This is a genomic window from Streptomyces sp. NPDC085524 (assembly GCF_044541755.1).
Classification (GTDB): Bacteria; Actinomycetota; Actinomycetes; order Streptomycetales; family Streptomycetaceae; genus Streptomyces.
In genome coordinates, this window is the sequence record NZ_JBITTH010000029.1 from 68793 (window position 1) to 94871 (window position 26079).

The window sequence follows — 26079 nt, forward strand, 5'->3', positions numbered from 1 at the left end:
ATGCCGGCACGGCCCCGGACGCAGACACCACTCCTGCTCGGCGACTACATCTCGGCCCCTACCCGCGGCCCGATCTCCAGCACCCCGTACGGCAGCCTCGACACCCACGACCTCGCCGACTTCCTCGCCCGCTGGCCCGAACTCCACCGCCAGGCGCTCGCCGCCCTCGGGGGAGCCGGCCGTATCCACCCGACGGCGTTCGTCCACCCCCAGGCCCTCGTCGGGGATGACGTCACCCCTGGAACGTGAGGAGCTTTTCGACACCCTGGACTTCTCGGCGGACGAAGCGCAGACGGCTGCCGGGTGCGACCTGTCCGCCGCTCGCGCGGCGCTGATCGAAGGCGTGGACTCCAGCCGCGGTCGGTGACGCCGCCTCCTGACCTGCGGTCCGCTACGAGGCGACCGTCCTCGTCGACGGCATCAATGAAGGGTTGCGACCGGGGCCTTCACGACTCATAGGGGCCACCCCGGAAATACATGCTCCTTTGCGCTCGTGGGCGGTCACCACGCCCGTGCGCGCAATCGGAGCGGTCGGCAGGGGCCGTCCGTCGCCGGAGAGCATGCCGTTCGTTTCCTTGATCTCGGCGATTTCGCTGTCGAAGGCGAAGGAGATCTTGTCGTCGGTGAAGGCCCGCTCCTGCATCACCTTGGAGGCGCGCAGGGTGGAGCGGCGGTGGACGATGGTGACCGAGCGGGCGAAGCGGGTGAGGAAGGTGGCCTCTTCCATGGCGGTGTCGCCGCCGCCGACCGCGACGATGTCGCGGTCACGGAACAAGAACCCGTCGCAGGTGGCGCACCACGAGACCCCGCGGCCGGACAGTTCTTCTTCCTTGGGGAGGCCGAGCTTGCGGTAGCCGGAGCCGGTCGCGATGATCACCGTCTTCGCGCGGTGGACGGTGCCTTCGGAGGCGGTGACTTCCTTGATGGCGCCGGTGAGGTTCACGGAGACGATGTCGTCGTCGATCATCTCGGCACCGAACTTCTCGGCCTGGGCCCGCATGTTGACCATGAGGTCCGGGCCGTCGATCCCGTCGGGGAAGCCGGGGAAGTTCTCCACCTCGGTGGTGGTGGTCAGGGAGCCGCCGACGAAGATCGAGCTGCCGAACAGCAGCGGCTTGAGCTGCGCGCGGGCGGTGTAGAGGACGGCGGTGTATCCGGCGGGGCCGGATCCTATGACGATGACGTCGCGTACGTCGTCCGCCGTGACGGTCGTCTCGGTCACGTCGCTTCAGCCCTTGGCCTTGGCGTCGATCTCGGCGATCAGGCCCTCGATGAGGCCCTTGATCTCGTCGCGGATGGGGCGGACGGCCTCGACTCCCTGGCCGGCCGGGTCTTCGAGCTGCCAGTCGAGGTAGGTCTTGACGGGGAAGTAGGGGCAGGCATCCCCGCAGCCCATGGTGATGATGTAGTCCGACGCCTGCGCGGCCTCGGGGGTGAGGACCTTCGGCGTCTGGTCGGAGATGTCGATGCCCAGCTCGGCCATGGCGGCTACGGCGGAGGGGTTGATCTGCTCACCGGGCATGGAGCCGGCGGAGCGGACCTCGACCCGGTCACCGGCGAGGTGGCGCAGGAATCCGGCTGCCATCTGGGAGCGGCCGGCATTGTGGATGCAGACGAAGAGGACGGACGCGGCAGGCGTGGAGGACATCGTTCTTCCTGGGTGACGAGGAGCCGGCAGATCAGCTCAGGCTGGTGTCAGGCCCGGCTGATGTGACAGTATCAGTACATGATGACGTCATTCGACACTGATCTGATCCGGGTTCTGGCCGACCCGCTCAGGCTCCAGATCGTGACCCTCCTTGCCCGCGAAACGCTCTGCACCACCCACCTCGTGGAGGAGACGGGCGCGAAGCAGACGAACCTCTCCAACCACCTGAAGGTGCTCAGAGAGGCCGGGGTCGTGGAGACGGACCCTTGCGGCCGGTTCACCTACTACCGCTTGCGCCCGGAAGTCATCGAAGCTCTCGCCGGTCAGTTCGCCGACCTCGCTCGGACCGCGCGTGCCACCGCCGAGGCGAACCTCAAGCGATCCTGCCCATAAGTCCTGGCGTCCCCGCCCGCCGCTGCCTTACCTGCCCGAGGAGAACCTGCCTTGACCGCCACCGAGCCCGCCGCGAGCAACGCCATAGCCACCCCCGAGTCGTCGCCGCAGCCCGCGCCCGGCGCGGCCCCGCCCCGTACCCCGCTAATCGCCCGCGCGGCCGCCGAGCTGGTCGGCACCGCCGCCCTGGTCGCCATCGTGGTCGGCTCGGGCATCCAGGCCACTGAGCTGACCGACGACGTCGCGCTGCAGCTGCTGGCGAACTCCACGGCCACGGTCTTCGGCCTCGGCGTGCTGATCGCCCTCCTCGGCCCGGTTTCCGGCGCCCACTTCAACCCGGCTGTCACCCTGGCCGAGTGGTGGACTGCCCGTCGCGGCGGGGGCGGCGTGAACGCCCGTGAGCTGGCCGTGTACGTACCCTCGCAGATCGCCGGTGCGATCGCGGGCGCGATCCTGGCGGACGCGATGTTCGGCGAGCCGCTGGTCAAGTGGTCGGCCCACGACCGCTCTGCCGGCAACCTCCTCCTCGGCGAAGTGGTCGCCACTGCGGGCCTGATCATGCTGATCTTCGGCCTCGCCCGCACCGACCGCCTGCGCTTCGCGCCCGTCGCGGTCGCCTCGTACATCGGCGCCGCCTACTGGTTCACCTCCTCCACCTCCTTCGCCAACCCAGCAGTCACCATCGGCCGCGCGTTCACCGACACCTTCGCGGGCATCGCTCCCGCCTCGGTGCCTGCGTTCGTGGTCGCGCAGCTGGCGGGTGCGGTCGTGGGCCTGGCGCTGGTGGCGGTCATCTTCATGCGCGGCAAGACCGAGACCGGGCAGCCGGCCGCATGACGCGGCACGCGGATGTGGTGGTGGTCGGCGGCGGCCAGGCAGGGCTGGCCACCGGCTACTACCTGCGCCGGGCAGGCATCGACTTCACCATCCTCGACGCCCAGGCCACCCCGGGCGGGGCCTGGCAGCACGCCTGGGACTCGCTGCACCTCTTCTCCCCGGCCGCCCACTCCTCCCTGCCCGGCCGGCTCATGCCTCAGCAGGAGGGCAAGACGTTCCCGGACGTCGCACATGTGCTGGAGTACCTTGCCGACTACGAGAAGCGGTACGAACTCCCCATCGAACGGGGCGTCCGCGTCGAGTCCGTCCGTGACGATGCTCCTCTCCTGCGCGTCGAAACGGACTCCGGCGCCTTCACGGCCCGGGTCGTGATCAGTGCGACCGGCACGTGGTGGCGTCCCTTCCTGCCTGCCGTCCCCGGCCGCGAGCAGTTCCAGGGCCGCCAGCACCACACGGTCGAGTACCGCAACCCTTGGGACTACGCGGGACAGCGCGTGATCGTGGTGGGCGGCGGCAATTCCGGCGCCCAGATCGCCGCCGACCTCGCCCCGCACGCCACCGTCCGCTGGGTCACCCAGCGCCCGGCCCGCTACCTCCCGGACGAGATCGACGGCAGCGCCCTCTTCACCCTCGCCACCCAGCGCGTCCAGGCCGGCGGCCCCCGCATCTCCGACCTCGGCGACATCGTCGCCGTCCCGCCCGTACGAGCCGCCCGCGACGCCGGACTCATCCCGGACCACCGGATCTTCGACAGCCTGACGGCCGACGGAGCCCGCTGGGCCGACGGCAGCACCTGGCCCTGCGACGCGATCATCTGGTGCACGGGCTTCCGCCCCACGCTCTCTCACCTGTCCCCGCTGGGCCTGCGCACCGAGGCCGGCCGCATCCCCACCGAAGGCACCCGAGCCGTCGCCGACCCGCGCATCCACCTCCTCGGCTACGGCGACTGGACCGGCCCCGCCTCCGCCACCCTCATCGGCGTCGGCCGTACGGCACGCGGAGCCGCACGCGAGATCGCGGAATTCCTCGGCGCCTGAAACCGCCCGGGGACGGGAATCATCGCGGTGGACGGGCGAGGGGTGAGCGAGATGGCGATCGACCAGGAGGCCGTGTTCGCGGAGTACGAGCGTGCCCGGCAGTCCTTCCACGCCCTGCTCGACAACGCCACGAAAGCCGGCCTGGCCCGCCCCACCATCGGGACCCGGTGGACCAACGAGCAGTTGCTGTGGCACATGTTCTTCGGCTACCTGGTCGTGCGGGTGCTGCTGGTCCTCGTCCGCGTCTTCGCGCGCCTGCCCCGCAGCGCCAGCAGGGCTTTCGCCAGGGCGCTGAACGCCGCGACCGCGCCGTTCGACTGGGTCAACTACATCGGCCCGTGCGGGGCGGTGAAGGTCTTCGGGCCACGTCTCACGGGCGCCGCGTTCGACCGGGTCATCGGCTCCCTGCACCGCCGGCTCGCGGCGGAATCCGATGCCGGCCTGGCCCGCGGCATGCACTTTCCCGTCCGCTGGGACCCGTTCTTCCAGGACTTCATGACCCTTGCCGACCTCTACCGCTATCCGACCCGGCACTTCGATTTCCACCGCCGCCAGCTCACCCTGGACGGCGAGATCAGCTGATCCGCGGGCTCCGGCGCTCCAGCAGGACCACGTCGCGCCACACGCCGTGGTGGCGGCCGATGCGCTCACGGGTGCCGATGACACGGAAGCCGGCCCGCTCGTGGACGGCGAGGCTGGCGGCGTTTTCGGGGAAGATCCCGGACTGGATCGTCCAGATCCCCGCGGCCTCGGTCGACTCGACCAGGGCCGCGAGGAGCCGGCCCGCGATGCCGCGGCCGCGGGCGGCGGGGTGGACGTAGACGGAGTGCTCGACCACGCCCGCGTACGCGCACCGGTCGGAGACCGCGCTCGCTGCGACCCAGCCCAGCACCCGCAGGTCGTCGTCGAGGGCGACGAACCGGTGCGCGGGCAGTTTCCCGGCGTAGAAGACGTCCCAGGCCGGTGCCTGGGTCTCGAAGGTGGCGTTGCCCTCCTCGATTCCGGCCCGGTAGATCGCCAGCACCTGCTGGGCGTGCGCCGCCGTCATCGCCGCGATGCGGATCTCAGCAGCCATCGGCGGGCGCCTCCTCGCCGAGGATCGCGGCCACGGCGCGGGGGAAGACGCTCTGGCAGGTGCGGTTGACCGTGTAGAGGGTGGACGCGCCCTGGCGCTCGGCCAGGACGAACCGCACCTCGGCCAGGATCTTGAGGTGGTGGGAGACCGTCGACTGGCCCACCTCGGCCCGCTCCACGATCTCGCCCACGCTCATCGCCCGGCCCTCGCCGGCCACCAGGTGCAGCAGGCGCACGCGGGTGGGGTCGGCCAGGGCCTTGAACCAGCCCGCATACACACGGGCGTCATCGTCGCTGAGCACGAACAGAGCCTCCTTCATCGTTCATCGACGATAGTCGATGAACGATGAAGGAGGCCACCCCCTGCCCAGCCGGGAGGAGTTCTACGCCTTCTGGGCGGCACCGTTCAAAAGTGCACCCATGGCGGCGAGGACGGAGGGCTCGACCCGGTAGTACACCCACGCGCCCCGGCGCTCGGAGGACAGCAGCCCGGCCTCCTTGAGCTTCTTCAGGTGGTGGGAGACGGTCGGCTGGGACACCCCGACGTCGGAGATGTCGCACACGCACGCCTCTCCGCCCTCGTGGGAGGCGACGGCGGAGAACAGACGCAGGCGGACGGGGTCACCGAGCGCCTTGAACATCTTGGCGGCGGTCTCGGCCTCGTTGGCGGAGATGGGGCGCTCGGTCAGCGGCGGGCAGCACGCGACGACGTCGGGCTCCAGGAGCGGCAGAACCTTCGCATTCGACATACGTCTATGTTGACACATGTCGAATCAGCCGGGTAGTGCGGGTCTTACCGCGGGGCCGGATGTGCGGAGAGGCGGCGGGCGGCCCGGCCTGCGTCCCGGCCCACGCCGCGCAGGCTGTTGGAGGACAGGCTGCGCTGCCACTCCAGACCTACGAACGCGAGCCCCAAGTGAGCGGGGGAGGCGCCGTCGCGGCGCTCTCCCACCCGGAGAAGGACGTCTACCTCGTCGGCATGAAGTCCTACGGCCGCGCCCCCACCTTCCTCGCCATGACCGGCTACGAGCAGGTCCGCTCCATCGCCGCCCACCTCGCCGGCGACCAGGAAGCGGCCGAGCGCGTCGAACTCACCCTCCCCGAAACCGGGGTGTGCGGAGGGGCGGGCCTGTTCGACGAGCCGGAGGCCGCCGAGCAGCGCGGTGGCGGGTGCTGCGCGACCCCGACTGTTCTCACCATCGGGGCCCCCACCACGTCGGGCGGCTGCTGACCGGCATGCCGAACACAAGGCCAGCGTGGCCGCGACCGGGACGGGGGTCCAGTCGCGGCCACGCGCCGTGCTGCCCGCCCTATGCGTTACGCAGATCACCAGCTGGGGCATCGTCTACTACGCCTTCCTCGTCCTCAACCCGGCCATCACCGACGACACCGGCTGGAGCACGGGAGCAACAACCGCCGCGTTCTCCGCCGCGCTCATCGTTTCGGCCGTCGCCGGCATCTACGTCGGGCGGGTTCTGGACCACCGCGGTCCCCGCATCGTGATGACCGCGGGCTCCGTCCTTGGCGTGCTGAGCCTGCTGGTGATGGCCGCCGCCCCCAACCTGGCCGTCTTCTTCGCCGGTTGGCTGCTCGCGGGAGCGGCGATGGCCGAGATCCTCTGCCAGCCCGCCTTCGCCGCCCTCACCCGCTGGTGGGCCCCCGACCACGTCCGCGCACCGACCATCGTCACCCTGGCCGGCGGGCTCGCTTCCACGGTCTTCGCACCCTTGACGGCAGTTCTCGCGGACCACATGTCCTGGCGCGCCACGTACGTGGTCCTCGCCGGCATCCTCGCAGTGCTGACCGTCCCGGCCCACGCGTTTGTTCTGAAAGCCCCCTGGCCGCCGCCCCCGCCGAACCCGGCGCACGTCACCGGCGGCCACGAACAGGTCGTGCGCAGCCGGGCGTTTGGGAAGCTGGCCGTCACCTTCACCCTGTCCGCGTTCGCGATGTACGCGGTCGTCATCGGACTCGTCCCCCTCCTGATCGAGCGCGGTTACACCACCACCGCCGTCACCGACCGCTGGGGCACCACCCACTACGGCCGACTCTCCGGACTCCTCAGTGCGCCGGCCCACGCGACCGCCGCCCTAGCCCCCTTCGCCGGAGCGGTCCTCGCCGGGCCCCTCGGCGGCTACCCCGCACTGTTCGCACTGCTCTCTGTCCTCTCGGCGGCAGCCGCCGTCATCGCCCTCCGGGCACGCCCGTAACCGGCCGGAGCAGCGCCTCACCCGAACCGGCGATAGCGCCACACCTGTTGCAACGCCTCCCGTGAGTGCTTCGCGCGCTGAGCTGCACAGACTCTCCGTCCACCACCTCGCGCCACACCTGCTCCCCCAGAGAACTCGCCGTGTACGTCATGCAAGGCCGCGCGGCAGGCGCAGTACGGGCGCTGAGCATGTCCATCCTGCCTCCCGACCTCCCCCGGCCTCGACGACTGACCACCCGGCAGCCGACCGCGCCCCGCAACTCCCCCAGCGCCACCGACCGCCGACCGCCGGCCGCCGGGCCCGTCTCGCAGCCGAGCCCGCCGAAGTGGCCGAAGCGGCACCCGCGAGCACACCCCGCTCCCGAGGCCGACGCACCCTGGGCACAGGCACAGACGCCCCCGGATGCTGACCTCCCGGCACGGCGCGGGCCGCCAGTGTGCTTGGGGCGGCCCGGCGGTACTGCTGCCACCAGAGCACTCTGGGCGACGCCGGGCCTCACCCACGCACGCCATATCGGCGCGGGCTGCCGCCGTCATGACTCCGGCCGGTGGGCAAGCCCTGCCCGTAGCCGGGCCTGACCATTGGGGCAGGGTCCATGGATGGTCAGCCGTCGTCACGGCCTGCGCGGGTTCGCTCGCGCAGGGAGATGCGGTTGCCGTCCGGGTCCGCCGTCTCGATGCGGACGCCGAAGCCGTAGTCCACTGGCTCCGGCTCGTCGAAGGTCACGCCGCGGTCTCGGAACACCCTGAAGTCCGCGCGCAGGTCGTCCGATTCGAGAATGACCGGTCCGGGCGTCGCACCTGGCTCGGCCGGCTGGCCGGCGGCCGGGGCGTGCGCCCACAGCAGGAGCTCGACGGGAGTGCCTGGGACGCCCACGGTGAGGAAACGGCCACCGGGGTTGGGGAAGTCGATGCGCTTTTCCAGGCCGAGCTGTTCGGTGTAGAACCTGAGTGCGCGGTCCTGGTCGGTGACGTACAGCGTCACGTACATGACATTGGTCAGCATGGGTGGTCCCTTCGTCTGTCGGTCTGCGTTACCGCAGAGGGATCGGTTACCTGAGCCCCTTCGGGCCCGTCATCACCCATGACGGAGCGGATCCGAGGAAGGTAACAACATGTCCGACAGCAGCACCCTGGCCCCGATAGCCGCGGCGTTCGAGTCCCAGCGCGACCGGCTGCGTGCGGTCGCCTACCGGATGCTCGGCTCGCACGCCGACGCCGAAGACGTCGTCCAGGAGGCGTGGCTGCGGCTCTCGCGTCAGGGGCCGGCGGCCATCGACAACCTCGCCGGCTGGCTGACCACGGTGGTCGGCCGGATCAGCCTCGACGTCCTGCGCTCGCGCCAGGCCCGTCCCTTGGCGTCCTGCCAGGACCGGCTACCAGAACTCGTGGTGACGCTCGACGACGGCCCCGCCCCGGAGGAGGACGCGGTACTCGCCGACTCGGTCGGCCTCGCGCTCCTCGTCGTCCTCGAATCGCTCCGGCCCAGCGAGCGGCTGGCGTTCGTGCTGCACGACCTGTTCGCCGTCCCATTCGACGAGATCGGCACGGTCCTCGGGAAGTCCACCGCCGCCGCCAAGATGCTCGCCAGCCGCGCCCGCGGAAAGGTCCGGGCGGCCGAACGGCCGGCAGGGCTCAAAGCAGGGCAACGGGAGGTGGTCCAGGCCTTCCTGGCGGCGGCCCGCGGCGGCGACTTCGAGCAACTGCTCCGGTTGCTCGACCCGGACGTGAAACTGGCCGTCGACTCTCCCGGCGGGGAGATCGTGGTCCTCGGCGCCACCCGGGTCGCCGCCGGCGCGCAGCTGGCCGCCGGTACGGCCGCACGGGGACGTGCGGCGCTCGTGGGTGACCGCCCCGGCGTCATCTCCTGGCACGAGGACGGCTTCCCGCGCTCCCTCCTCGCCTTCACCGTCACCAACGGCCGGATCACGCACATCACCGCGGTCACCGACCCCGCGAAGCTCGCACTCATGGACCTGCCGCGCCCGGCGTGAGGATCTCGGTACGCGTGCCGATCGAGCACCAGGTCCTCCGCGACACCATGCTCGTCTCCCTCTCGCAGAGGCCGGCCGCCGCAGCAGGGACGGGCCAGGACGTCACGCGACCCCCACCACGTCGCGGAACCGTACCGCCGCCCCACAGGTGGCCCGGGCCGGCTGCCTACACATACTGTGACCTGGCTGGCATGGTGCGGGCGCAGCGGGACCGTGCAGCCGACCACAGGCAGCTGGCCCGTCCCGTCGTGGCGGGCCGAGGAGGAGCTGCGGGTGGGCAAGGGTGCGGGTAGCCGCGCGGATGCCAGGTGCGGCAATAGAGCAACCCCAACTTCGCCGCGCTCACCGCGTGCACGCCCGCTGCAGGTCCGCCGCCAGGGGCACGGCCCCGGGTCACCGGCCCGGGGCGTCAAGACCGGGACGGCCGCCGATCTTTGGAGGTGAGCAGGTCCCTGCTGCGTCACGACGACCGGCCCGGCTGACCCGCACCTACCCCCAGCGACACACCTCACCCACGTCCGCGGCTTCGGTAGAGCCGGGCCGGCTGGAGGACTACACACGGCGGTGGGCCGCTCCCCGCATGAGGGAAGCGGCCCAGCATGGCATGGCGCCGAGCGGTGTCGTCCGGCTACCAGCGATACCAGCGGCCGCTGCTGTTCTTGGGCCGGGCCACGAACCCGATGAGCCACAGCACCAGCACCGCGATCGCGATCCACCACAGGATCTTCACCGCGAAACCGACGCCGAACAGGATCAGAATCAGCAGGAGAACGAGAAGCAGGGGAACCATGGTTATCAACCTCCGAAGCCTCGGCTGCCCGCCTCCGCGACGGTCATGCACCTGACTTTTACCCGGTTCATACGCGCGCAGCCGGGTAGGAGCGGCAGCCCGCCGTCGAGTGCCGTACGCGGTTCGCCCGGTCGGCGGCGGAAGGTGTTTGCGGTCGCTGATCGGGGGCAGTTCGTGACGTTGCGGGCTTTGTGAACCCAGCACCTCTGCGGCCTGGCTGTCGGGAACACCTCCGCCAGCGCCCGCCAAAGGCCCATGGCGCCGTCGCCGATGACCAGTTCGGGGTCGCGCATGCCGCGTCGGCGGCAGTCGCGCAGCAGGTCGGCCCACGATTCGGTGGACTCGCGCAGGCCTTCGGCCGGGGCGATGAGCTCCTTCGTGCCGTCCAGGCGGACGCCGAGGAGGACCAGGACGCACGAGTGGGCCTGGCCGAGCCGGACCTTCGGGTGCACGCCGTCCGCCCACAGGTAGACGAAGTCGCGGTCAGACAGGTCGCGGCTCTGGAAGGAGGCGTGGTCGTCGCTCCACTGCCTGGTCAGCCGGGTCACGGTCGCGGGTGACAGGCCAGCCGTGCCGCAGAGGAACTGCTCCAGTGCCGGGACGAAGTCGCCGGAGGACAGCCCGTGCAGGTAGAGCAGCGGGAGCACCTCGGAGATCTTCGGGGACTTGCGGCACCACGGCGGAAGGATCTTCAGGGAGAACCGCTTGCGCTCGCCGGTCTCGTTGTCGACACGGCGGTCGTTGATCCGCGGGGCCCTGACCTCGACCGGTCCCGCGGCGGGGACTACGGTCCTGGCCTTGTGGTGGCCGTTTCGGACCACGAGGCGTCGGCCGTTCTCGTCGGTCTCGGCCGACAACTCGGCTATGTACTGGTTGACTTCTGCCTCCAGGGCGGCGGCCGGCATCCGGCGAGCGCCCTCGCGGACGATCTCGTCGATCAGGGAGACGGACTGGGTGGAGCCGTCGTCGGTGACTACGCTGAGCACGGACGCGCCTTCCCGACCCTCGCTGCAACGCGGGCCCACTCGGAGACCTTAAGGATCATTCGGGAAGGTACGCCCTCCGCGTGCCCTACCGGGAACCGGTCCACAAGTCCTGAGCATTGCTCGCGATGACTCGCCGACCGTGGAACTCGGCGAGTTCGGTGGGGTGTCCGTCGAACGTACGGGCCATCAGGAAGCCGGGTGGGGCCGCGTCGGCGCAGTCGCTGGCCCGTGCCTCTACCGCATCTCGGCGCCTCATGGCAGGAGGATCGGTATTCCATCCGCCCGGCGCCACGATGCGTGGGAGACGCGTCATGACGGCTGCTCGGCGGGTGGAGGGTCATAGTGATCGGGGCGGGGCTCGAAAGGCTGCTGTACACGCGGCCGGTACCGGAGACCACGGAGCAGCAGCCGGCCTCGCTCCTCAGGTGGGCGAAGGGTTCCAAGCAGGCGGTGGCGCGGGAGTTGGGCGTGTCCCTGCGGACGATCCAGCGGTGGACCGCTCGCAGGGCAGCGGCACGGGCCAAGCCTTCTGCCCTGCGAGCGGCACTGATCGACACACGGCTACGGGCTCGGTGGCAGCCAGTGGTGCGTGCGCGGCGCAGGGCCGCCGCGGAGCGTCAGGGGCTGGTGGTGCACACCCGGGCGCGGTTCGGGTTCTCGGCAGGGGCCCGCGGCTCGCACGACCCGCGGCACCGGCTCCTGACGGCGCTGGTGCCCGGCCAGGTAGCCCGGGAACTCTTCTCCGCCTGGGAGGCAGCTGCCCCGGACCGGCAGTACCTGATGATCCTGGGCCGGGAGCTGGGACACGTTTACCTCCGGGCAGCGGGCAGGCGGGCAGATGCCCTCCAGGTGAAGCTCAGGGAGGTCGACTTCATCGAGTTCGGACTCGCGTAGTGGGTGTGCCGCCAGCGAGCGGCGAAGCAGGAGAGCGCACAGGCTTCTAGCCCAGTGCCTCGCGCTGCTCCCGCCAGTCCCAGACGACCGGCCCCCGTCGCTCCCTGCGGGTGCTGGACGACTTCGCGCAGTACCTCTGAACACCGCTCACCGCGCCCGGGTGAGGAAGAGGTCGCTGAACAGGGCCATGCCGATGCCGCCGCCGTGGGCGTCCAGGACCTGCGCGGTCTCGGCGAGAACCCGCTCCCGCCGGCCGGAGGGCAGGACGCGGTAGCGCGAGAGCGAGGCCAGGTATCCCACGTAGCGGCCGGTGTCGTAGTGCTGGTCCTGCCGGTACCGGACGGCACGCAGATCCGTGAAGCGGCCGTCGAGCCGGCACTCCTCCTCGGGCCATCCGGGCTGTCCGGCCCAGCTCCCGGGCACCTCGCCATAGGCGGAGGCCGGCTCGGCGTGCGGCGCACCCTCCATCCCGTGGCGGCGGTCGACCGCCGCCAGGGCGGCGTGCAGTTCCCCATCGCGGACGCCCTGCGGGTTCCAGAACAGCGCCACCGCGCCGCCCGGCGCGAGGGCGGCGTGCACCAGGTCCCAGCGCCGCTCCGGATCGGTCCAGTGCCAGGACGTGGCGGCGAAAACCAGCCCGAAGCGGCGGCCGCCTGGCCGCCAGTCCTCGAACGCGCCCGCGTGGACCCGCACCTCGGGATGGTGCACGGTGTTGCGGCGCAGCACCTCCGCCATGCGCGGGTCCGGCTCGACGCACACCAGCGGCGTGCCCGCGACGGCGAAGGGCACCGTGGCCTTGCCGGTCCCCGCTCCGATCTCCACCGCCGCCCGGTCGCCCAGGGCCGCATACGCCAGCACCTCCGCGACCAGGGCATCCGCATACCCGGGCCGAGCAGCGTCGTAGAGCTCGGCCACCTCACCGAACACCTGACTGCGCGCCAGGTCCACTTCACCCTGCATGGTCATCCGCCTCCCCGATCGGCAAACCGCCGCCAACACCTGCCGAAGGAGATATCACCGACGGCTCAGCTCCGCCGAGACCGTGTTGCCGATCAGCCGGTCCCGGCCCCCCACCCGACGGCGACGGCCTCGACGATCCGCAGCCCGTAGCCGTCCTCGGCCTGGTAGACGTGCGGCCGCACCGTCGGCCTCCTGTCCCCCCGCGCGTCGGACACCTCGACGCGGAGAACGCCTTCCAGCAGCACCATCCGCAGCTCGAAGTGAGCGCCGCCACGTGTGCTGCGGACGCCCTGGCCGGTTCACGCTGGCGGTGCCACGGGACCGCAACGGCGAGTTCGAACCGAGGCTGCAGCCCGGGGCACAGACGGGGAATCTGGGGAATCGTACTGGTGGTGTTCGGCGTGGTGATGGCCTTCGTCGGGCTGGTGGCCATCGGCCGGTTCATGGCACCGGGCGGGTACGACGCCCTGAGCATGGCCGACAACTCCATGGCCCCGTCCTCCCCTCGCGGCGCGGCAGTCTGGTATGAGCTGTGCGGTGCTGACCGGGTTCACCGCGGTGATGTCGTCGTGCTCTCCGCCGGGCCGCCGGCCAGCACGGTCCAGTGTGGGAGGGCGCGTTGTGGCGGTCGGCGGAGACCGGCTCTCGTACCAGGTCGGCGACCGCACACTGATGCTCAACGGGAACCCTCTGGCCGAACCGTACCTGGCGCCCGGGAGCCAGCCCTCGGTCGTGGCCTTCGATGTCCGAGTTCCCGAGGACCGGATCGTGGCCCTCGGCGACAACCGAGCCGTGTCATACGAGATTGACTTCCCAAAGGGCCGGCCCGGCACGTTCGACACCGCGGACATCCGGGGAAAGGCCGTCCCCAAGCCGAACTGGCTTCTGGTGGTGGCCGGGGCGATCGCACTGGGCGCGCTGCTCACCCTCGTCGGGGGTTGCCTGGGCCTGCGAGCACCTCACTGAGCCCACAATCGGCCCGGCGTCGGGGCGTGCCCTGCGGTGACCAGTAGGTCGCTGACCGGGCGGTCAACTGCGGCCCGGGGCCTGCAGGCGAGTGCCAGTGGACGTCACGGTCCAGGCAGGTTGATGAGGTACCCGCCGCGGGAGTCCCCACGCATGGAACGCGCCAGCTCGGAGACGTGTTCTGCCTGAGTGGCGGACAGCCGGCGCGCCTCCCACAGCAGCGCCGCGGCATCCACGGCATCCGGCCGGAGGCCGTGGCACCTCACTCAGCAAGACACCCGTCAGCGCGCCCAGTTCGAGGGCGTCGATGCCCAGCAGGGCCGCGAAGTCCGTCACCAAGCGGGGCGTCAGTTCCTTGCGGCCAGCGCCGGTCACACCGTAAGTGGCCGCCGACAGGTAGGTGGGCGTCACGACCGCCAGGGTCTTCGCCATGCCCATCCAGTCCAGATTGCGGTACCGGAGCATACGGATGATCCAATCGCCCGGACCGCCGGTGAGGGGTCCGAACCGCTTCGGGGCAAAACGGGAACTCCGCTCCTCCTGCGGCAGTGCCCGTATGAGCTGCAGGAGTTCACGCCATCCCGCCGCCGGCAGGTGCACCGCATCCATCACGACGTACGGCACCCACCGCCCGGCCGCGGCATCCAACGGCGCCATATCGTCCGGCACCGCCAGCCCCGCGAGACCAGGGACCATGCGAGGCCGTCGGAGTCGACGTCCCCGGGGCCGACCCGCTCAGGTGGGCAACGATGCTGTCGCCCCTGACGTCGGCTGTCTCGCCATCGTTCATACACCGGAGGCTGCCCCAAGCCTTGGCCGCCGCGCGCCTTCACGTACGGACGCAGCCGGGGACCAGGCACTGCGGGGGCGGTAGACGCGCACCGTGCGCTCGGCGACGGCCAGGCGGCCGCCCGCCAGAATCATCGTGCGGGTGCCGCCGTGGCGGTAGCGCAGATCGGTGATGGCGACCAGGCGGCCGCCGGCCAGGACCTGGTCCCCGACGCGCAGTGGGCACGTGTCCCATCCTCTTTGATGGCTCACATTCGGGCGGCAGAGACGTCGGAACGGTTCACTTCGCGGCGACCGGGCCGCGCATCCGGTCGCTCATCCACTTCAGGTCACCGTTGAACAGGGTGTCCGTGTACTTGTAGCCGTCGTGGCCGCCCTCGAAGGAGGTCACCTTGGTCTCGATCGGGCCCTTGGTGATCTCCTGGCGGAGCTTGTCCAGCGCCGCGACCTCCGCCTTGGGCTCCTTCGTGCCCATCAGGAAGGAGATCGACACCTTGTAGCCGGTGGTGGGACCGGTCGCCGCCGAGGGCGCGGGGCTGTTGTTGGGCTTGGGGCCGGCCTTCGCGTCGGCCTTGGCGCTGCTGGACGGGCTGTTCGAGGGACCGCCCGCGCCGCCGCTCTTCTTGATCAGCTGCTCGGCGAGCCAGGCCGGGCTGTTCTCCTGCTTCTCCTTCGGGTGGCCGTTCCACAGCGGGGAGTCGGGGGCCGCATCGGGCCCGCCGGCGATCGCCACGCTGAACCGCTCGGGGTACTGGAGCACCATCTTCATGCCCACGTAGCCGCCGGAGGAGGAGCCGAAGAAGCCCCAGCCCTTCGGGTCGGCGTAGGTGCGGAAGTTCTCCCGCACCAGGTCCGGGACGTCGTCCGAGATCCAGGTGCCCATCTTGGGCTGCCCCGGTATGTCGCTGCCGTCGTAGTAGGTGTCCTTGTTGGCGTTCAGGACCGGCATGATCACGATGAAGGGCAGGCTCTCGCCCTTGTCGGCGGCCTCCCCTATCCGCTCCTGAAGGCGGAACTCCTTGGAGAAGAAGTAGTTCGTCGGGTAGCCCACGGCACCCGGCAGCGCCATCAGGACCGGGAATGCGCTGTTCTTGTACTCGGGCCGGTCGTACTGTTTCGGGACCCAGGCCCACACCCGGCCGGTGAAGCCGGACTTCGGCCCCTTCAGGTCGACGTGCACCACCCGCGTCCCGTCCGCCAGCGTCCTCTGCGGGTCCCACGTACGCGGGTTGGTCGGCATCCGTACGTCACTGGCGACCTTGGTCTCCCCCGGCTTCGCCGACTCCTTCGGGGCAAAGGAGACGGGATCTCCGTCGCTGGAGCAGCCGGACAGCGCGGCGACGGCGGACAGGACGAAGGCCACGCAGAGCGTGGCGGAACGGTGTTTCACTCGGACTCCGGCGCAGACTGAAGGATCTCGAACACGGTCTCGAACGGACCTCGCAGGTAAAGATCGATACGGCCGCATTTCGGTTCCATCGAAGCGCCATGAGGTTCGTCAGGGCGCGACCCGCTGCAGAACGGTGCGGGTGGCCGGGCCATAGGGGCCCGGGGGACGGCGGCGACGGCCGCCGCAACGGTGGACCGGCCGAGAGGATCGGACACCGGAGATGAGCAAGAGCATGAGCGACCCGGCTGGATCCGTGATCACCGTGCCCCCGCTGATCGTCGATCCGGAACTCCCCGCCGACGTCCGCCACCAGCTCCACCACGCTGACTTGGCAGTCCTGCGGAACCCGGCCGCGTACGAGCGTCCCGCGCAACGGGCCCGTCGCGGTGTCGCGGCGCTGCGCGTAGTCCCGGCAGCGGGGCCAGACCCTCCCCCTGTCCGGGCCCGTACCCCCACGAAGACGCCCCCTGGTCACGCGCACCGCACGGACGGTGCGCGATCGCGCCGGCTCACCTGCCGAACATGAAGAAGCGGGCGGGGACGAACACCTCGTGGCCCGTGGTGAAGCGGACGCGGACTCCGTCCTGCGTCCATGTCGTGGACTCGATGCCCTTCTCCGCCACGGCGGTGTCGACGTCCAGCCAATGTCCGTAGGAGGCACCGGTGTACCGGCCGGCCACGATCCGGTAGCTGTCCCGCCCGGACGGGGTGTACCGGTGGACCAGTTCCAGGTAGTGCTGCACCTCGTCGGCGTAGACCACCGAGGAGGGCGCGGCGCTGCGGTACGTCACCTCGGTCCGGGGCCACCACACCACGGTCAGGAACACGGCGGTGAGCACAACGCCCTCCACCACGCCCAACAGGACCAGGACGACCCCGGCCGGCCGCGGGTTCCGACCCGTGCGCTCGTCGGTGAACGTGTCGATGATGCCCTCCAGGCCGTCGTCGCTCCGCGGAAAAGGACGCGAATCCGGCCCGACCGGTTGAGCCGGCCCAACGGGCGTGTGAATGTGCGGGCTGATGGCAGCCGATCTCCCAGCACCCGGTCACTCCATGACAGCAGCCTGGTCACCCCACGACAGCCAGGATCCGAAGCCCTACAGGGCGCAGCCAGGCCCAACGGCCTCAAGTAGGTTGACGCTCACCTGCTGCCACCGGCACCCATTCACACCGAGAACCAGCCCGGCCTGCTCTCAGAAGACGACGCCCCAGAAGGTGGATCAAGCGGCAGGCCAACACGTGGGCACGGCTGTCACCAGAGCAGCGACACCTCGCCCTGCTAAAGGGTGTTGCAGAAGGTCCGTCTTGGGCAGGGCTGAGTGGGTCGTTGACCTGCTGTTTCACCCGGTGAGGGCGAGATTGTGCATGGTGGCGACGGCCTGGACGGCGTGGTGGAGGCCGTCGCCCCTCTGACGGCAGTCGCGGAGGATCTTCCAGGTCTTAATGCGGGTGAAGGTGTGCTCGACGCGGGCACGGACACGCCGGTGTTCGGCGTTGTCCTCCTCCTGCCCACGCAGCAGCGGGCGGCCCGCCCTCTTGCGGTGCGGGACGATCAGGCCGGTGCCCAGGTAGGCGCCGTCGGCGATCACCGTCGTCCCGGCGGCCGCGGCCGCCGGGACGACTACTTGTTCCCGGGCGCCGGCAGGGCCGAGGCGATCACCAGGCGGGTGTCGGCGTCGATGATGACCTGCACGTTCGCCGAGAACCGGTAGTTCCGCGACGAGGCACCGACCGTGCGGTCACGGACCGGAATGAGGGTGCCGTCCACGATCCACAACAGGTCCACGTCGGCGACCGGCCGCGGTGCCGATCCCAGCGCCAGCAGCGGACGCACTCGCTGGATGACCCGGCAGACGGTGGCCGGGGAGATCCCGAAGAGCGGGGCGAGCTGGCGCATCGTGAGGTCCGTTCGGTAGTACACAGCCACCAGCAGCACCCGGTCCGCCAGAGGCAGGCACCACGGCCGGCCACCACCAGGCCCGTTCCCGCCCCGCTCCCGCACCACCTTCACCAGCTTCGCGAACCGCTCCGTCCGCAAGTCCGTGAACGTCTCCACCCACACCGGCTCAGCCCGCAACACCCCACCCATACAGGCAAAATGCCCAAGTCTCATCCTTCTGCAACACCCTTTAGAGCGTTTCCCCTTGGTGGGATGGTGCAGCTGTGAAAGCGAGCTGCTGCTCGGTCCGCTCGAGCCAACTCCGGTACCAGTACGCAAAGTAATGCCCGGTCGGCACGATCCCACCGTCCACCGGTCTCCGGTCATCCCAGATGGCACCTCGGTGCGGCCCCGCCATCACCATCACCGACGTAAAGCCGCATCCCTGCTCGCTGAGAAAAACCGCACCCGCCTCCCGAGCGTCGTCCAGCTCCCCGTAGCGCGCATCCCAGGCCGCGTACGCGCGACGGAACTCGTCATCGTCCGCAAAGGCCTCCTGCGCGGGCTCCCGTGTCTCAAGCGCGGCGAGCTCCCGCTGCAGCACCTCGGCCACGAACGGCCGCCCGGCGAACTCCGCGGTAGTGGGCTGAGCAGCGCAACGAAGCCCAATCCCGAGCCACTGCCACCCACCCTCACCCAAGACCGATGTCATCAGACCGTAGTACGGGCCCGCTCCCCCGCCCCCGACACGAAGCAGAAAACTCCGATACTGCTCAGGCAGACCAACGCCCAAGTCCGCTTCCAGCGCCCGGATCTGCTCCTCACCCATGACCGGACCAAGGCGAAAGCCATGGCCCCGCGCCCCAAAGACCTTGTCCGCCCTGGGGTGTTCGGCAAGCCGGAGCACCCGCTCCCGCACCCTGACCCATGTGTCCGCACTCATGGGCACACGCTAGTGAGCCGCCCACCACACCGACATGAGATTTTCCCTCAGAGCATGGGCGCCCAGCGCACGCTGCCTCTGCCATAGCCGCTGTCGGGGATCAGTGAAACTGCGCAGTGCTCAACCAACCTGCGCAACCGCACACGGGCTGACAACACCGCAGGTCAGACGACTAGCGGAGCCCAGATTCTGCGCAGATTCAATGAGCCAACCCATCGCGAAACCCGCTCACGCAAACTACACAACCCCAGGTCAGCAGCATGACGACTGCTCAGTTTCGTCGAGCCGGCGACATCGAAGCCCTCACCGCACTCGGCATCGACTGCGCACGGTCGTGACTTCGGTACGCCGGTGGACCACGGCAGACCGTGGTCCACCGGCGCCCAGCAGCGAACACGACGGCAGCTCGGCCAGCGGCTCCCGATTCCACCGCTGAAGTGGCTCTCAAACAAGGGTTCAGGCACGGATTCCGTGAAGTGAATCAAAAGCTCTGGAACTCGTCACCATTCGCAGACCCGGGCGTTCAATCAGCCCAGCCCTCGGTGTTCGAGCACGACTCGTAGGAGTAGCGCGTGTCGCGGTCCCACTCCTCCCCGGTGATGCGTCTGTATGCACGGTCCGGTGTGTAGAGCAGGCGCTCGGCCCAGATGAGGTCGGTGGCGTAAGGAGTGAAAGCCGCAGGATCTTCGAGGACGCTGTCGAATACGGTTCGGCCAGCGGCGACCACCGCGGCACGGGTGTAGAGGAAGGCGTCTCCGCCCAGGTCGTGTCCGTACTCCTTGCGGTCCAGCCGGTAGAGCGCCCATGACAATTGTTCGGCAAAGCCGATGACCTGCGACAACGGGGACTGGGCGAGCCGCTCGGTCAGGGTGTCTGCAAGGAGGTCGGCATCAGGGTCAGGTGCCGTGGACCTGCAGTCCTCGATGAGCTGCCAGAAGGCATCTTCGTTCACACCGGCGACCATGCCGCAGGGGTCTGACAGTCTTGACTCCCGGGTCACCTGTTTGCTGCCGCTGCCAGAAGGACGCGTTTGCGGAGCAGAGGGAGCGTGGCCCGTCCGAACATCTGGCGTTTGATCATCCTGATGTGATTGACGCGGCCTTCGACGGGGCCGGAGGACCATTCAGTGCTCATGCCGAAGACGACGGCGTCGAGGTCGGTGATCAGCCCGGCGGCGAAGGAGGCCAGGCCGCACTGCTGGTCGGCGCAGACATCGGCGATCCATCCGCGCAGTTGGTCACCCTCGCGGTTGGTCATGATGGTCGCGAACGTCCGGACGTGGGTGGTGGCGGCCGTGAGCTCGGGTGAGCGGGCCAGCAGCGTCTCGAGCTGCAGTTGGTCGTCGTCGCGTAGGTGGTCGGGGTGGCTCATGATCCAGCGGGTGGCTTCGCGGGGCGAGGGCGGCCGGGCCATCGGCGGACGGTTGGCTGCGCGGCGTCCGGGACGCAGTGGATGGACGTAGTCGCGCAGGGTGCTGTAGGCGCAGCGGGCTCCACGTTCTTGCAGCTCTCGGTGGAGGATCGACAGGTTCGTGCAGCCCTCGGCGATCCGTTGCTCCAGGTAGGGCCGGTAGCGGTCGAGTTTGCTGGTCCGGTCTTGCCACTGGCCGTGCAGCATCGCCTCCGGGCTGGCCGCGCGAGCGTATTTGCGCACCGTGTTGCGGCCCAGTCCGAGCCGGCGGGCGACTTCGCGCAGGCTCAGGACCTGCTCGACCTGGGCGCGGACCGCGGCGTGGGTGTCGCGGAGCCGGTCGAGGAACTTCCCCGCCGGGTAGGACTCTGGCGGCTCCAGACCGGCGGAGGCCGGCACGGGCCCCGGTTCGCGTTCGGGCGAAGGTTCCGGCTCGACGAGGTCGCGGAGGAGAGCGCGGTGGTGGGAGACCAGGGGTTCGACCGCTTCGCCGAGGTTGTGCCAGACATGCCATTTGTCTGCGCAGTGCTGGGCCTGCGGGGCGCCGGTGCGGGCGCCGTCGGCGAAGAACGCCGCGCGGTCGCGGCAGACGATCTCGACGCCGGGGTGCTCGCGCAGCCATGCGGCCAGGGTCTTGGCCTCGCGGTCGGGCAGCAGGTCCAGGGGCTGGTGGGTCTCGCAGTCGATCAGGATGGTGCCGTACCGGCGTCCCTTCCTCGTCGCGAACTCATCCACTCCCAGCACCCGCGGCACCGCCCAGGCCGGCTCCGGCAGCGCCATCACCACGCGCAGCACGGTCATCCGGCTGACCACGATGCCCAGCACCCGCCCCGGCCGGGCCACGGCACGAGCGGCCAGGACGACACCAAGAGCACCGACGACCCGCTGCAGGACCGGCGTTCGCCGACCATAGCGGCTGGTCAGCCCCTCGACCTGCTCGGCGAAGGTCGCCCTCGCGCAGTCACTGTTGTCGCAGAACAGCCGGCGCACCGACAACTCGATGAGCACCGGCCGGGCGGCGACCGGCGCATCGGCGATCCGGCGCCCGTAGCGGCTGTGTACCCGTGTCGACAACGTTCCGCACCCCGGACAGACGGCCGCCGTCCCGTCTTTCGTACTCGCCGCGATCCGCAGCACGCCGCTCTCTACCACAACGCGTTCCACCAGCACCGTCACCAGGTGGGGGAACACCAACTCCAGCAAGGTCTCACACGACCGAAGGATGATGCCCCAGATGACGGAGCGTCACCGGCGCACGGCAGCACGATCCACTTCACGGAATCCGTGCCTGAACCGGGTGAAACTGCCCGCTGTTCTCGCCAACGACAGCAGCTTCGTGCAGCCCGGCAGGCGGAATTCAGCGGTAGACGTTCCAGCCACCGAACCTGGCCAGCAGAGCACGGGTGGCGTCGACGGCCAGACCCAGCTTGGCGGCGACCGCCTCCGGCTCCCGCTCCGCGGCCTTCTGCGCCGGCCAATGCGCGGTCCGCAGGGCGATGACCTCCAGTTTCCGGGAGGCCTTCACTGCAGCGGTCGGGGAATCGTCAGCCAGCTTCTCGATCGCCGCGGACACCTGCTCCAGCAGCGTCTCCAACGCCGCGGGAAGTGGGACGGTATTCTCGCCGACATCGACGATGTGCCGGTCCCAGTCGTCCATACACGCGTCGGCGACCCTCAGTTCCGGCTTCCCGCGCTGGGCCGGCATCGCCCGCCGCACGGTGCGTCCCGGTCCACCCGCACGCACACACCGCACGCAGCTGTGCCGCCGCGGGACGGTCGCCGGCAGACCCGAGCACTGCACCTGTACGACGGCGCCGCGGGGTGGTCAGCCGCCGGCGGCCGGGCGCGGCATCTGGTGCGGCACCGTGCCCGCCGCGTCCCTCTGGCCGGCGGGGTCGGCGTCCAGGAGAGCCTGGCCCGGGCCGTGTCCACCACGTCCAGGGCCACCGGCACCAGCCGCCCGGAGTGTTCGGCCGCGCACTCCGTGAGGACCTCGGGCCGGCGACGACAACGGTGTCATCGGCCGCGAGTGCCGCGTCGGCGAGGGTACCGCCGAACCGTCCCCTCGCCCTGGTCAGGTCAGGGGAAGACCCCCTCGGTCACCTGCACCGTGGTGCTGGCCTCGACGTGGGACTCGGCCCCGCGGGCCGTGTAGGTGTGGGCGCCGAGCGTCGTGATGTCGCCGATGTCCTGGGCGAACCCGCCCCGCTCGTCGGCCGTGAAGACATGCTTCTGGGCGCCGTCGCGGCTGAAGTAGATCTTCTCGCCCGGTTTGAAGTTCGAGCCCTGGAAGCTGCACGTGAGGCCCCGCTTGACGGTTCCGCAACCAGTCAGAGTGGCGGGCCCCTTCTGCTTCCAGGGCGAGTCCTTGGGGCTCGGGCTGGTGGGTCCCGGGTCCGTGGGGCCGGTCGGCCGGGGGTCCGGTGTGCCCGGGCCCTTGGACGGACCCTTGGACGGGTGCTTGGAGGCGGTCGGCTTGGTCGGGGCCGGGTCGTCCGGGAGCGCGTCGTTGCAGCCGGTCAGACCCAGCACCGCGGCCGCGACGATGGCGACGAGGTGTCGTCGATTCATGGCTTCCACGGTGGCGCGCACGCGGCGGCCGAGGCAACTGGCTTGGCGCCGAAGCGGGCACGTAGCCGCCGACGGACATCGTCCTGCGTTACTGCGGCATACTGCCCTGGTCTGAGACGAACTGGTCGGCGGCGAACTCGTCGCGTGAGGCCGGGAGTTCTCCCGGCGCCTGCAGATCGGCCGGGTCCGACGCGCGTACGAACGGGCGGCCGTCAGCCGGACGAGGCCGAGGCCCGTGAAGGCCGGGCCGCCGAAGGCCGTGAGCCAGAGGATGTCGGCGACGCTGCTGCCCAGCTGCGGATCGGGCCGCGGGGCCGGGAGCACGTCGGCCGCGACGAGCGCAGCGTAGGTCAGCAGGAGCAACCCGTACGCGGAAAGGCCGAGGGCCGTCAGCCAGGCGGGGGCCGTGGCAACAGGCGCGGTCCGGCTCGACCAGGCCGCCGAGCGGTGCGGGATGCGCCTGGAGAAGGTGCTGGTGGACCAGGGCTTCAAGGAAGCGGTCATCGCTCACGGCGCGCTGTTGGGCATCGACGTCGAGGTCGTCCGCCGCAACCCCGCCGACCAGGGCGAAGGGTTCGTCCCCAGCCGAAGCGGTGGCTGGTCGAGCAGACGAACGACACGCTGATGCTCCACGGGCGCCTGGCCCGTGAGTCACCGGCCCGACACCTCCGCCTCGCGCGTCTACTGGGCCTCCACCGCCAATATGGCTCGATGGCTCACGACGCCCACGCCGGCCTGGCGCGAACACAGTCGGGCTGGCCGCGTGGACGTCACCGAACCCCTGGTAGACCTTCACCTCCGGGAGAACGAGGCCACGGCCCGGGCGGACGAACTACGGCACCGGATCGCGCACTTGACCGCCGCCCTCACCGAGACCGAAGCCCACCTTGCGGACTTCGCCGCCACCCGCAAGATCATCACCGAACTCGCACCTACCGGGACCGAACCCGATCCACCCGAGTCGAGCACCGCCTACCAGGCCATCGTGGACGCCTTCAACCAACACCCCGACCAGGCGTTCCCGGCCCGCGAGCTGCACGACCCTCGACATGCCCACCGGCGAGGCATCCGTCAACATCGCCCGCAGCCGCCTCGGACGCCTCACCCGCCAAGGCTTCCCCAGCCAACCCGGACGAGCCCACTACCCGGCGATGCGGGACGCAGTCATGCTGCTGGACCGGGATCCGCAGGTGGTGGGCATCGCCTGTCGGCGTAACGCGACGAAATAGGCGGGGGCGGGCCGCTGAGGCCGCAAGGCCGCGCCGCCCGCCGGGCGGGCGGCGCGGCCTTCGACCGGGCGGGCCGAAATGCCATCACGGTGAGCAATAGGCAATGGCGTTCGCGGGGAAGTCATTGGCCACGTTGACGTTCTGAAACGCGACGTACCAGGTGTCACCCGGGCCATTGACGCTGGTCTGGAAAGAGGCGACCGGGTAGACGAAGGTGGCGGCGCGGAATCCGCCGGAGACCGCCTTTTGGCCGGGTGGACATGTTGCGATGTCAAAAGCCGTGGGGCCGTTCGCGACGACTGTGACTCCTGGTCCTTCCACCGCCGTGAGGGTGATGGGCCCGGTCGCGCCGGTCGCCCCGGTGGCGCCCGTAGCCCCGGTCGCGCCCGTAGCCCCGGTCGCGCCCGTAGCGCCAGTGGCGCCCGTCGCGCCAGTGGCACCAGTAGCTCCGGCAGGGCCCGCGGCACCGTCCGTTCCCGTGGGACCGGTCGGTCCCACGGCGCCTGTAGGTCCCGTCGGGCCGGTCGCCCCGGTGGCACCGGGAGGACCCGTCGGCCCCGTCGGGCCGATCGTGCCGTTCCCGTCCCCCTGGTAGCACCTGTAGTCCCACGGCTTGCAGTGACCGGGCTCGGGATTCGCCTGGCTCACCGCGACCGTCGGCTGGTACTGGGCCATCGCGAGCGCAGGGCTGCCGAGGCCCAGCAATACGAGGGCGAGCGACGACATCGCTCCGCCCGCGACCCATGTGTTCCTTCCAGGAAGTGGACCCAGCGTCGTTGACCGATGCCCGTACTCAGGGCTCATATGCAGCTCCTCGAGAACCCGGAACGAGCGACGCTCCGGAAGGGAATTCCATTCCCCCGGCAGCATCGGCCTGAAGATGCACCACCTTGAGCACCTCGCTATGTGATCAACCTATTGGCGCATCGTCTATTCGTCCATGCCGGCGAGGACCAGGGGCAGGCGGGTCGCGCCCGTGGGGGTGACCAGGACCGGTACCCCCAGTCCTGCTGGTGGACGTGGCAGGCGGGGTACTCGTTCTCCGGGTCGTCGTCGCACGAGGCGGTCATCGCGGAGACGTGCAGACCCCCTCGGTGACCTCCGGGTTCAGCACGAGCTTGCGGAACAGGTCGGTCCCGGCATGACCAAGCACCATGGGCTTCCACGAATGGTGTTGTGGCTGTTGGCCGCGCTGGCACCGACGATGAGGGGCAGTCCCTTTACGTCGACAGGACATGCATCTTGGTACCCGGCTTGCCTCGGCCTACGGAGCTCGAACCTGTGAGACCGGGGCGATGGCGATGGGGTGGTCGGTCCACCGGTGGCACCAGCGGGCGTCGGCGGAGGCCTCGGCCAGGTACCCGGGAACGAGCTCTTCGGGGTGTGGGCCAGCGGGCTGAGTAAGCGACTTGACCTGGGCTGTCAGGGCTCGGAGCTGCGCTTTTAGGTCCTCGATGTCTTCGGTGAGGCCGTCCGGCAGGAGGCAATCGGCCACTGCGTGCTACCTTTCGTGCCTCGTGGGCTGCGATGGCGCGCTTGGTGATGGCGAGCTCCTCGTAGTCCTTCTCGGGTCCGATGTGCTTCATGCTGTCCTCCAGGTACCAGGGGCGGAGCCGGATTTGAGCGTTGGGGATGCCGGTGGACAGCAGCAGCGCCGACCCCTGGGCGTCGCGCGGATGTCTGCGGCTTCGAGGATCTGTTCGCGCTGCTCGCTCCAGGACTGCGAGCCGCCGTCGCGGCTCTTGGAGTAGCTGCCGCGCTGGACGCTGTGCTGGCCGATGAGGGTGGCGATGTCGGAGATGAACCGCGGGTCGTCGACGCCGGCGCCGATCAATTTTTTGGTGGCCGCGCCCCACATGGCGTCCATGCCGACCTCGCGGGCGGCCACACCCTGGCGGTAGCTCTGGAGGATCACGTACGGGTTGATGCCGCGGTATCCGAGGTGGCTGAAGAGGTCGGGGAGGTCCTTGATCCGGCAGATGTTCGCGGCCTCGTCCAGGACCGCGCGCAGAGGCCGTTGTCTTTCCGAGAGTGATGGGTGCGTTTCTGCTGTTCAGGCATGGGGGGAGGCTTCCAGTGG

Annotated in this window: 27 protein-coding genes and 5 pseudogenes; 11 read left to right on the top strand and 21 right to left on the bottom strand. The window is 70.0% G+C overall.

The genetic code is table 11. The features are described 5' to 3' along the window. Complete coding sequence (locus ACIGFK_RS34160; RefSeq protein WP_376659036.1) at positions 1–249, top strand: hypothetical protein; 249 nt, start codon at positions 1–3, stop codon at positions 247–249. Positions 250–391: 142 nt separating this feature from the next. Here the strand turns inward: ACIGFK_RS34160 and ACIGFK_RS34165 are convergent, their stop codons facing one another. Beyond that, the gene (locus ACIGFK_RS34165) at positions 392–1222 is read right to left on the bottom strand and encodes an NAD(P)/FAD-dependent oxidoreductase (protein ID WP_400054957.1); all 831 of its coding nucleotides are present in this window, start codon (positions 1220–1222) and stop codon (positions 392–394) included. A gap of 6 nt (positions 1223–1228) precedes the next feature. Continuing rightward, positions 1229–1648, bottom strand: coding sequence for an arsenate reductase ArsC (locus ACIGFK_RS34170; protein ID WP_400054958.1), 420 nt, complete (start codon positions 1646–1648; stop codon positions 1229–1231). Between the two features lie 78 nt (positions 1649–1726). Here ACIGFK_RS34170 and ACIGFK_RS34175 point away from each other — a divergent pair, with 78 nt between their 5' ends. From ACIGFK_RS34175 to ACIGFK_RS34190, 4 genes are read left to right on the top strand one after another with little or no spacing between them, the layout of a single operon-like run. After that, the gene (locus tag ACIGFK_RS34175) at positions 1727–2041 is read left to right on the top strand and encodes an ArsR/SmtB family transcription factor (protein ID WP_376661845.1); all 315 of its coding nucleotides are present in this window, start codon (positions 1727–1729) and stop codon (positions 2039–2041) included. 51 nt (positions 2042–2092) lie between these two features. Continuing rightward, on the top strand, positions 2093–2878 hold the full coding sequence (locus ACIGFK_RS34180) for an aquaporin (RefSeq protein WP_400054960.1): 786 nt from the start codon (positions 2093–2095) through the stop codon (positions 2876–2878). Beyond that, positions 2875–3915 carry an ArsO family NAD(P)H-dependent flavin-containing monooxygenase gene (locus tag ACIGFK_RS34185; RefSeq protein ID WP_400054962.1) on the top strand — a complete coding sequence of 347 codons (1041 nt, stop codon included), beginning with the start codon at positions 2875–2877 and terminating at the stop codon, positions 3913–3915. Before ACIGFK_RS34180 ends, ACIGFK_RS34185 begins: the two co-directional genes overlap by 4 nt. Positions 3916–3966: 51 nt before the next feature. Further along, positions 3967–4497 (top strand): DinB family protein, encoded by a 531-nt coding sequence (locus tag ACIGFK_RS34190; RefSeq protein WP_400054964.1) that lies wholly within the window; start codon positions 3967–3969, stop codon positions 4495–4497. Here ACIGFK_RS34190 and ACIGFK_RS34195 read toward each other — a convergent pair. From ACIGFK_RS34195 to ACIGFK_RS34205, 3 genes are all read right to left on the bottom strand, one after another. After that, on the bottom strand, positions 4490–4990 hold the full coding sequence (locus ACIGFK_RS34195) for a GNAT family N-acetyltransferase (RefSeq protein WP_376661841.1): 501 nt from the start codon (positions 4988–4990) through the stop codon (positions 4490–4492). The two genes, ACIGFK_RS34190 and ACIGFK_RS34195, sit on opposite strands and share 8 nt — an antisense overlap. Next, the gene (locus ACIGFK_RS34200) at positions 4980–5291 is read right to left on the bottom strand and encodes an ArsR/SmtB family transcription factor (RefSeq protein WP_386472140.1); all 312 of its coding nucleotides are present in this window, start codon (positions 5289–5291) and stop codon (positions 4980–4982) included. Before ACIGFK_RS34200 ends, ACIGFK_RS34195 begins: the two co-directional genes overlap by 11 nt. Positions 5292–5372: 81 nt before the next feature. Then, positions 5373–5738, bottom strand: a complete 366-nt coding sequence (locus ACIGFK_RS34205; RefSeq protein ID WP_400054966.1) for an ArsR/SmtB family transcription factor — start codon at positions 5736–5738, stop codon at positions 5373–5375. A 185-nt stretch (positions 5739–5923) separates the two neighbouring features. Here ACIGFK_RS34205 and ACIGFK_RS34210 point away from each other — a divergent pair. Continuing rightward, positions 5924–6220, top strand: a pseudogene (locus ACIGFK_RS34210) (flavoprotein); the annotation flags it as partial. 25 nt (positions 6221–6245) lie between these two features. After that, positions 6246–7199, top strand: a complete 954-nt coding sequence (locus ACIGFK_RS34215; RefSeq protein ID WP_400054968.1) for an MFS transporter — start codon at positions 6246–6248, stop codon at positions 7197–7199. 603 nt (positions 7200–7802) lie between these two features. Here the strand turns inward: ACIGFK_RS34215 and ACIGFK_RS34220 are convergent. Beyond that, positions 7803–8204, bottom strand: a complete 402-nt coding sequence (locus ACIGFK_RS34220) for a VOC family protein (RefSeq protein ID WP_386472133.1) — start codon at positions 8202–8204, stop codon at positions 7803–7805. A 109-nt stretch (positions 8205–8313) separates the two neighbouring features. Between ACIGFK_RS34220 and ACIGFK_RS34225 the strand changes: the two genes are divergently transcribed. Next, complete coding sequence (locus tag ACIGFK_RS34225) at positions 8314–9192, top strand: sigma-70 family RNA polymerase sigma factor (protein ID WP_400054970.1); 879 nt, start codon at positions 8314–8316, stop codon at positions 9190–9192. A gap of 628 nt (positions 9193–9820) precedes the next feature. On the opposite strand, the gene ACIGFK_RS34230 is transcribed toward ACIGFK_RS34225, so the two are convergent. From ACIGFK_RS34230 to ACIGFK_RS34240, 3 genes and pseudogenes are all read right to left on the bottom strand, one after another. After that, on the bottom strand, positions 9821–9982 hold the full coding sequence (locus ACIGFK_RS34230) for a hydrophobic protein (RefSeq protein WP_376661419.1): 162 nt from the start codon (positions 9980–9982) through the stop codon (positions 9821–9823). 155 nt (positions 9983–10137) lie between these two features. Next, positions 10138–10968, bottom strand: a pseudogene (locus ACIGFK_RS34235) (IS256 family transposase); the annotation flags it as partial. Between the two features lie 85 nt (positions 10969–11053). Next, positions 11054–11224 carry a hypothetical protein gene (locus ACIGFK_RS34240; protein WP_400055004.1) on the bottom strand — a complete coding sequence of 57 codons (171 nt, stop codon included), beginning with the start codon at positions 11222–11224 and terminating at the stop codon, positions 11054–11056. Between the two features lie 86 nt (positions 11225–11310). Between ACIGFK_RS34240 and tpg the strand changes: the two genes are divergently transcribed. Further along, entirely contained in the window at positions 11311–11862 is a 552-nt protein-coding gene (gene tpg / locus ACIGFK_RS34245; protein WP_400054972.1) for a telomere-protecting terminal protein Tpg, read from the top strand. Between the two features lie 147 nt (positions 11863–12009). Here the strand turns inward: tpg and ACIGFK_RS34250 are convergent, their stop codons facing one another. Further along, positions 12010–12828 carry a class I SAM-dependent methyltransferase gene (locus ACIGFK_RS34250; RefSeq protein WP_400054973.1) on the bottom strand — a complete coding sequence of 273 codons (819 nt, stop codon included), beginning with the start codon at positions 12826–12828 and terminating at the stop codon, positions 12010–12012. Between the two features lie 615 nt (positions 12829–13443). On the opposite strand from ACIGFK_RS34250, the gene ACIGFK_RS34255 reads away from it, so the two are divergent. Next, positions 13444–13788: a S26 family signal peptidase gene (locus ACIGFK_RS34255; RefSeq protein WP_400054975.1), complete on the top strand. Its 345-nt coding sequence runs from the start codon at positions 13444–13446 to the stop codon at positions 13786–13788. A gap of 1069 nt (positions 13789–14857) precedes the next feature. On the opposite strand, the gene ACIGFK_RS34260 is transcribed toward ACIGFK_RS34255, so the two are convergent. The 8 genes and pseudogenes from ACIGFK_RS34260 to ACIGFK_RS34295 all read right to left on the bottom strand — a co-directional run bounded on the left by ACIGFK_RS34260 (position 14858) and on the right by ACIGFK_RS34295 (position 22770). Beyond that, entirely contained in the window at positions 14858–15967 is a 1110-nt protein-coding gene (locus ACIGFK_RS34260; protein ID WP_376661425.1) for an alpha/beta hydrolase, read from the bottom strand. 509 nt (positions 15968–16476) lie between these two features. Next, positions 16477–16806, bottom strand: coding sequence for a hypothetical protein (locus ACIGFK_RS34265; protein WP_400054977.1), 330 nt, complete (start codon positions 16804–16806; stop codon positions 16477–16479). 501 nt (positions 16807–17307) lie between these two features. Further along, positions 17308–18056 (bottom strand): annotated as a pseudogene (locus ACIGFK_RS34270) (transposase family protein). A gap of 40 nt (positions 18057–18096) precedes the next feature. Further along, the gene (locus ACIGFK_RS34275; protein ID WP_400054979.1) at positions 18097–18789 is read right to left on the bottom strand and encodes an SMI1/KNR4 family protein; all 693 of its coding nucleotides are present in this window, start codon (positions 18787–18789) and stop codon (positions 18097–18099) included. A 523-nt stretch (positions 18790–19312) separates the two neighbouring features. Then, the gene (locus ACIGFK_RS34280) at positions 19313–19741 is read right to left on the bottom strand and encodes a DUF4240 domain-containing protein (RefSeq protein WP_376662265.1); all 429 of its coding nucleotides are present in this window, start codon (positions 19739–19741) and stop codon (positions 19313–19315) included. A gap of 44 nt (positions 19742–19785) precedes the next feature. Next, positions 19786–21402 carry an ISL3 family transposase gene (locus tag ACIGFK_RS34285; RefSeq protein WP_400054981.1) on the bottom strand — a complete coding sequence of 539 codons (1617 nt, stop codon included), beginning with the start codon at positions 21400–21402 and terminating at the stop codon, positions 19786–19788. Positions 21403–21556: 154 nt separating this feature from the next. Then, positions 21557–21856 carry a hypothetical protein gene (locus ACIGFK_RS34290; RefSeq protein ID WP_400054983.1) on the bottom strand — a complete coding sequence of 100 codons (300 nt, stop codon included), beginning with the start codon at positions 21854–21856 and terminating at the stop codon, positions 21557–21559. Between the two features lie 422 nt (positions 21857–22278). Beyond that, complete coding sequence (locus tag ACIGFK_RS34295) at positions 22279–22770, bottom strand: hypothetical protein (protein ID WP_400054985.1); 492 nt, start codon at positions 22768–22770, stop codon at positions 22279–22281. Between the two features lie 415 nt (positions 22771–23185). Between ACIGFK_RS34295 and ACIGFK_RS34300 the strand changes: the two are divergent. After that, positions 23186–23515 (top strand): annotated as a pseudogene (locus tag ACIGFK_RS34300) (IS5/IS1182 family transposase); the annotation flags it as partial. 568 nt (positions 23516–24083) lie between these two features. On the opposite strand, the gene ACIGFK_RS34305 reads toward ACIGFK_RS34300, so the two are convergent. The 3 genes and pseudogenes from ACIGFK_RS34305 to ACIGFK_RS34315 all read right to left on the bottom strand — a co-directional run bounded on the left by ACIGFK_RS34305 (position 24084) and on the right by ACIGFK_RS34315 (position 26010). Continuing rightward, the gene (locus ACIGFK_RS34305; RefSeq protein ID WP_376660567.1) at positions 24084–24320 is read right to left on the bottom strand and encodes a hypothetical protein; all 237 of its coding nucleotides are present in this window, start codon (positions 24318–24320) and stop codon (positions 24084–24086) included. A 609-nt stretch (positions 24321–24929) separates the two neighbouring features. Then, a pseudogene (locus ACIGFK_RS34310) lies at positions 24930–25140 on the bottom strand (alkyl hydroperoxide reductase); the annotation flags it as partial. 441 nt (positions 25141–25581) lie between these two features. Continuing rightward, positions 25582–26010 (bottom strand): TraG/TraD/VirD4 family protein, encoded by a 429-nt coding sequence (locus ACIGFK_RS34315; protein WP_386468399.1) that lies wholly within the window; start codon positions 26008–26010, stop codon positions 25582–25584. Positions 26011–26079 lie beyond the last annotated feature (69 nt).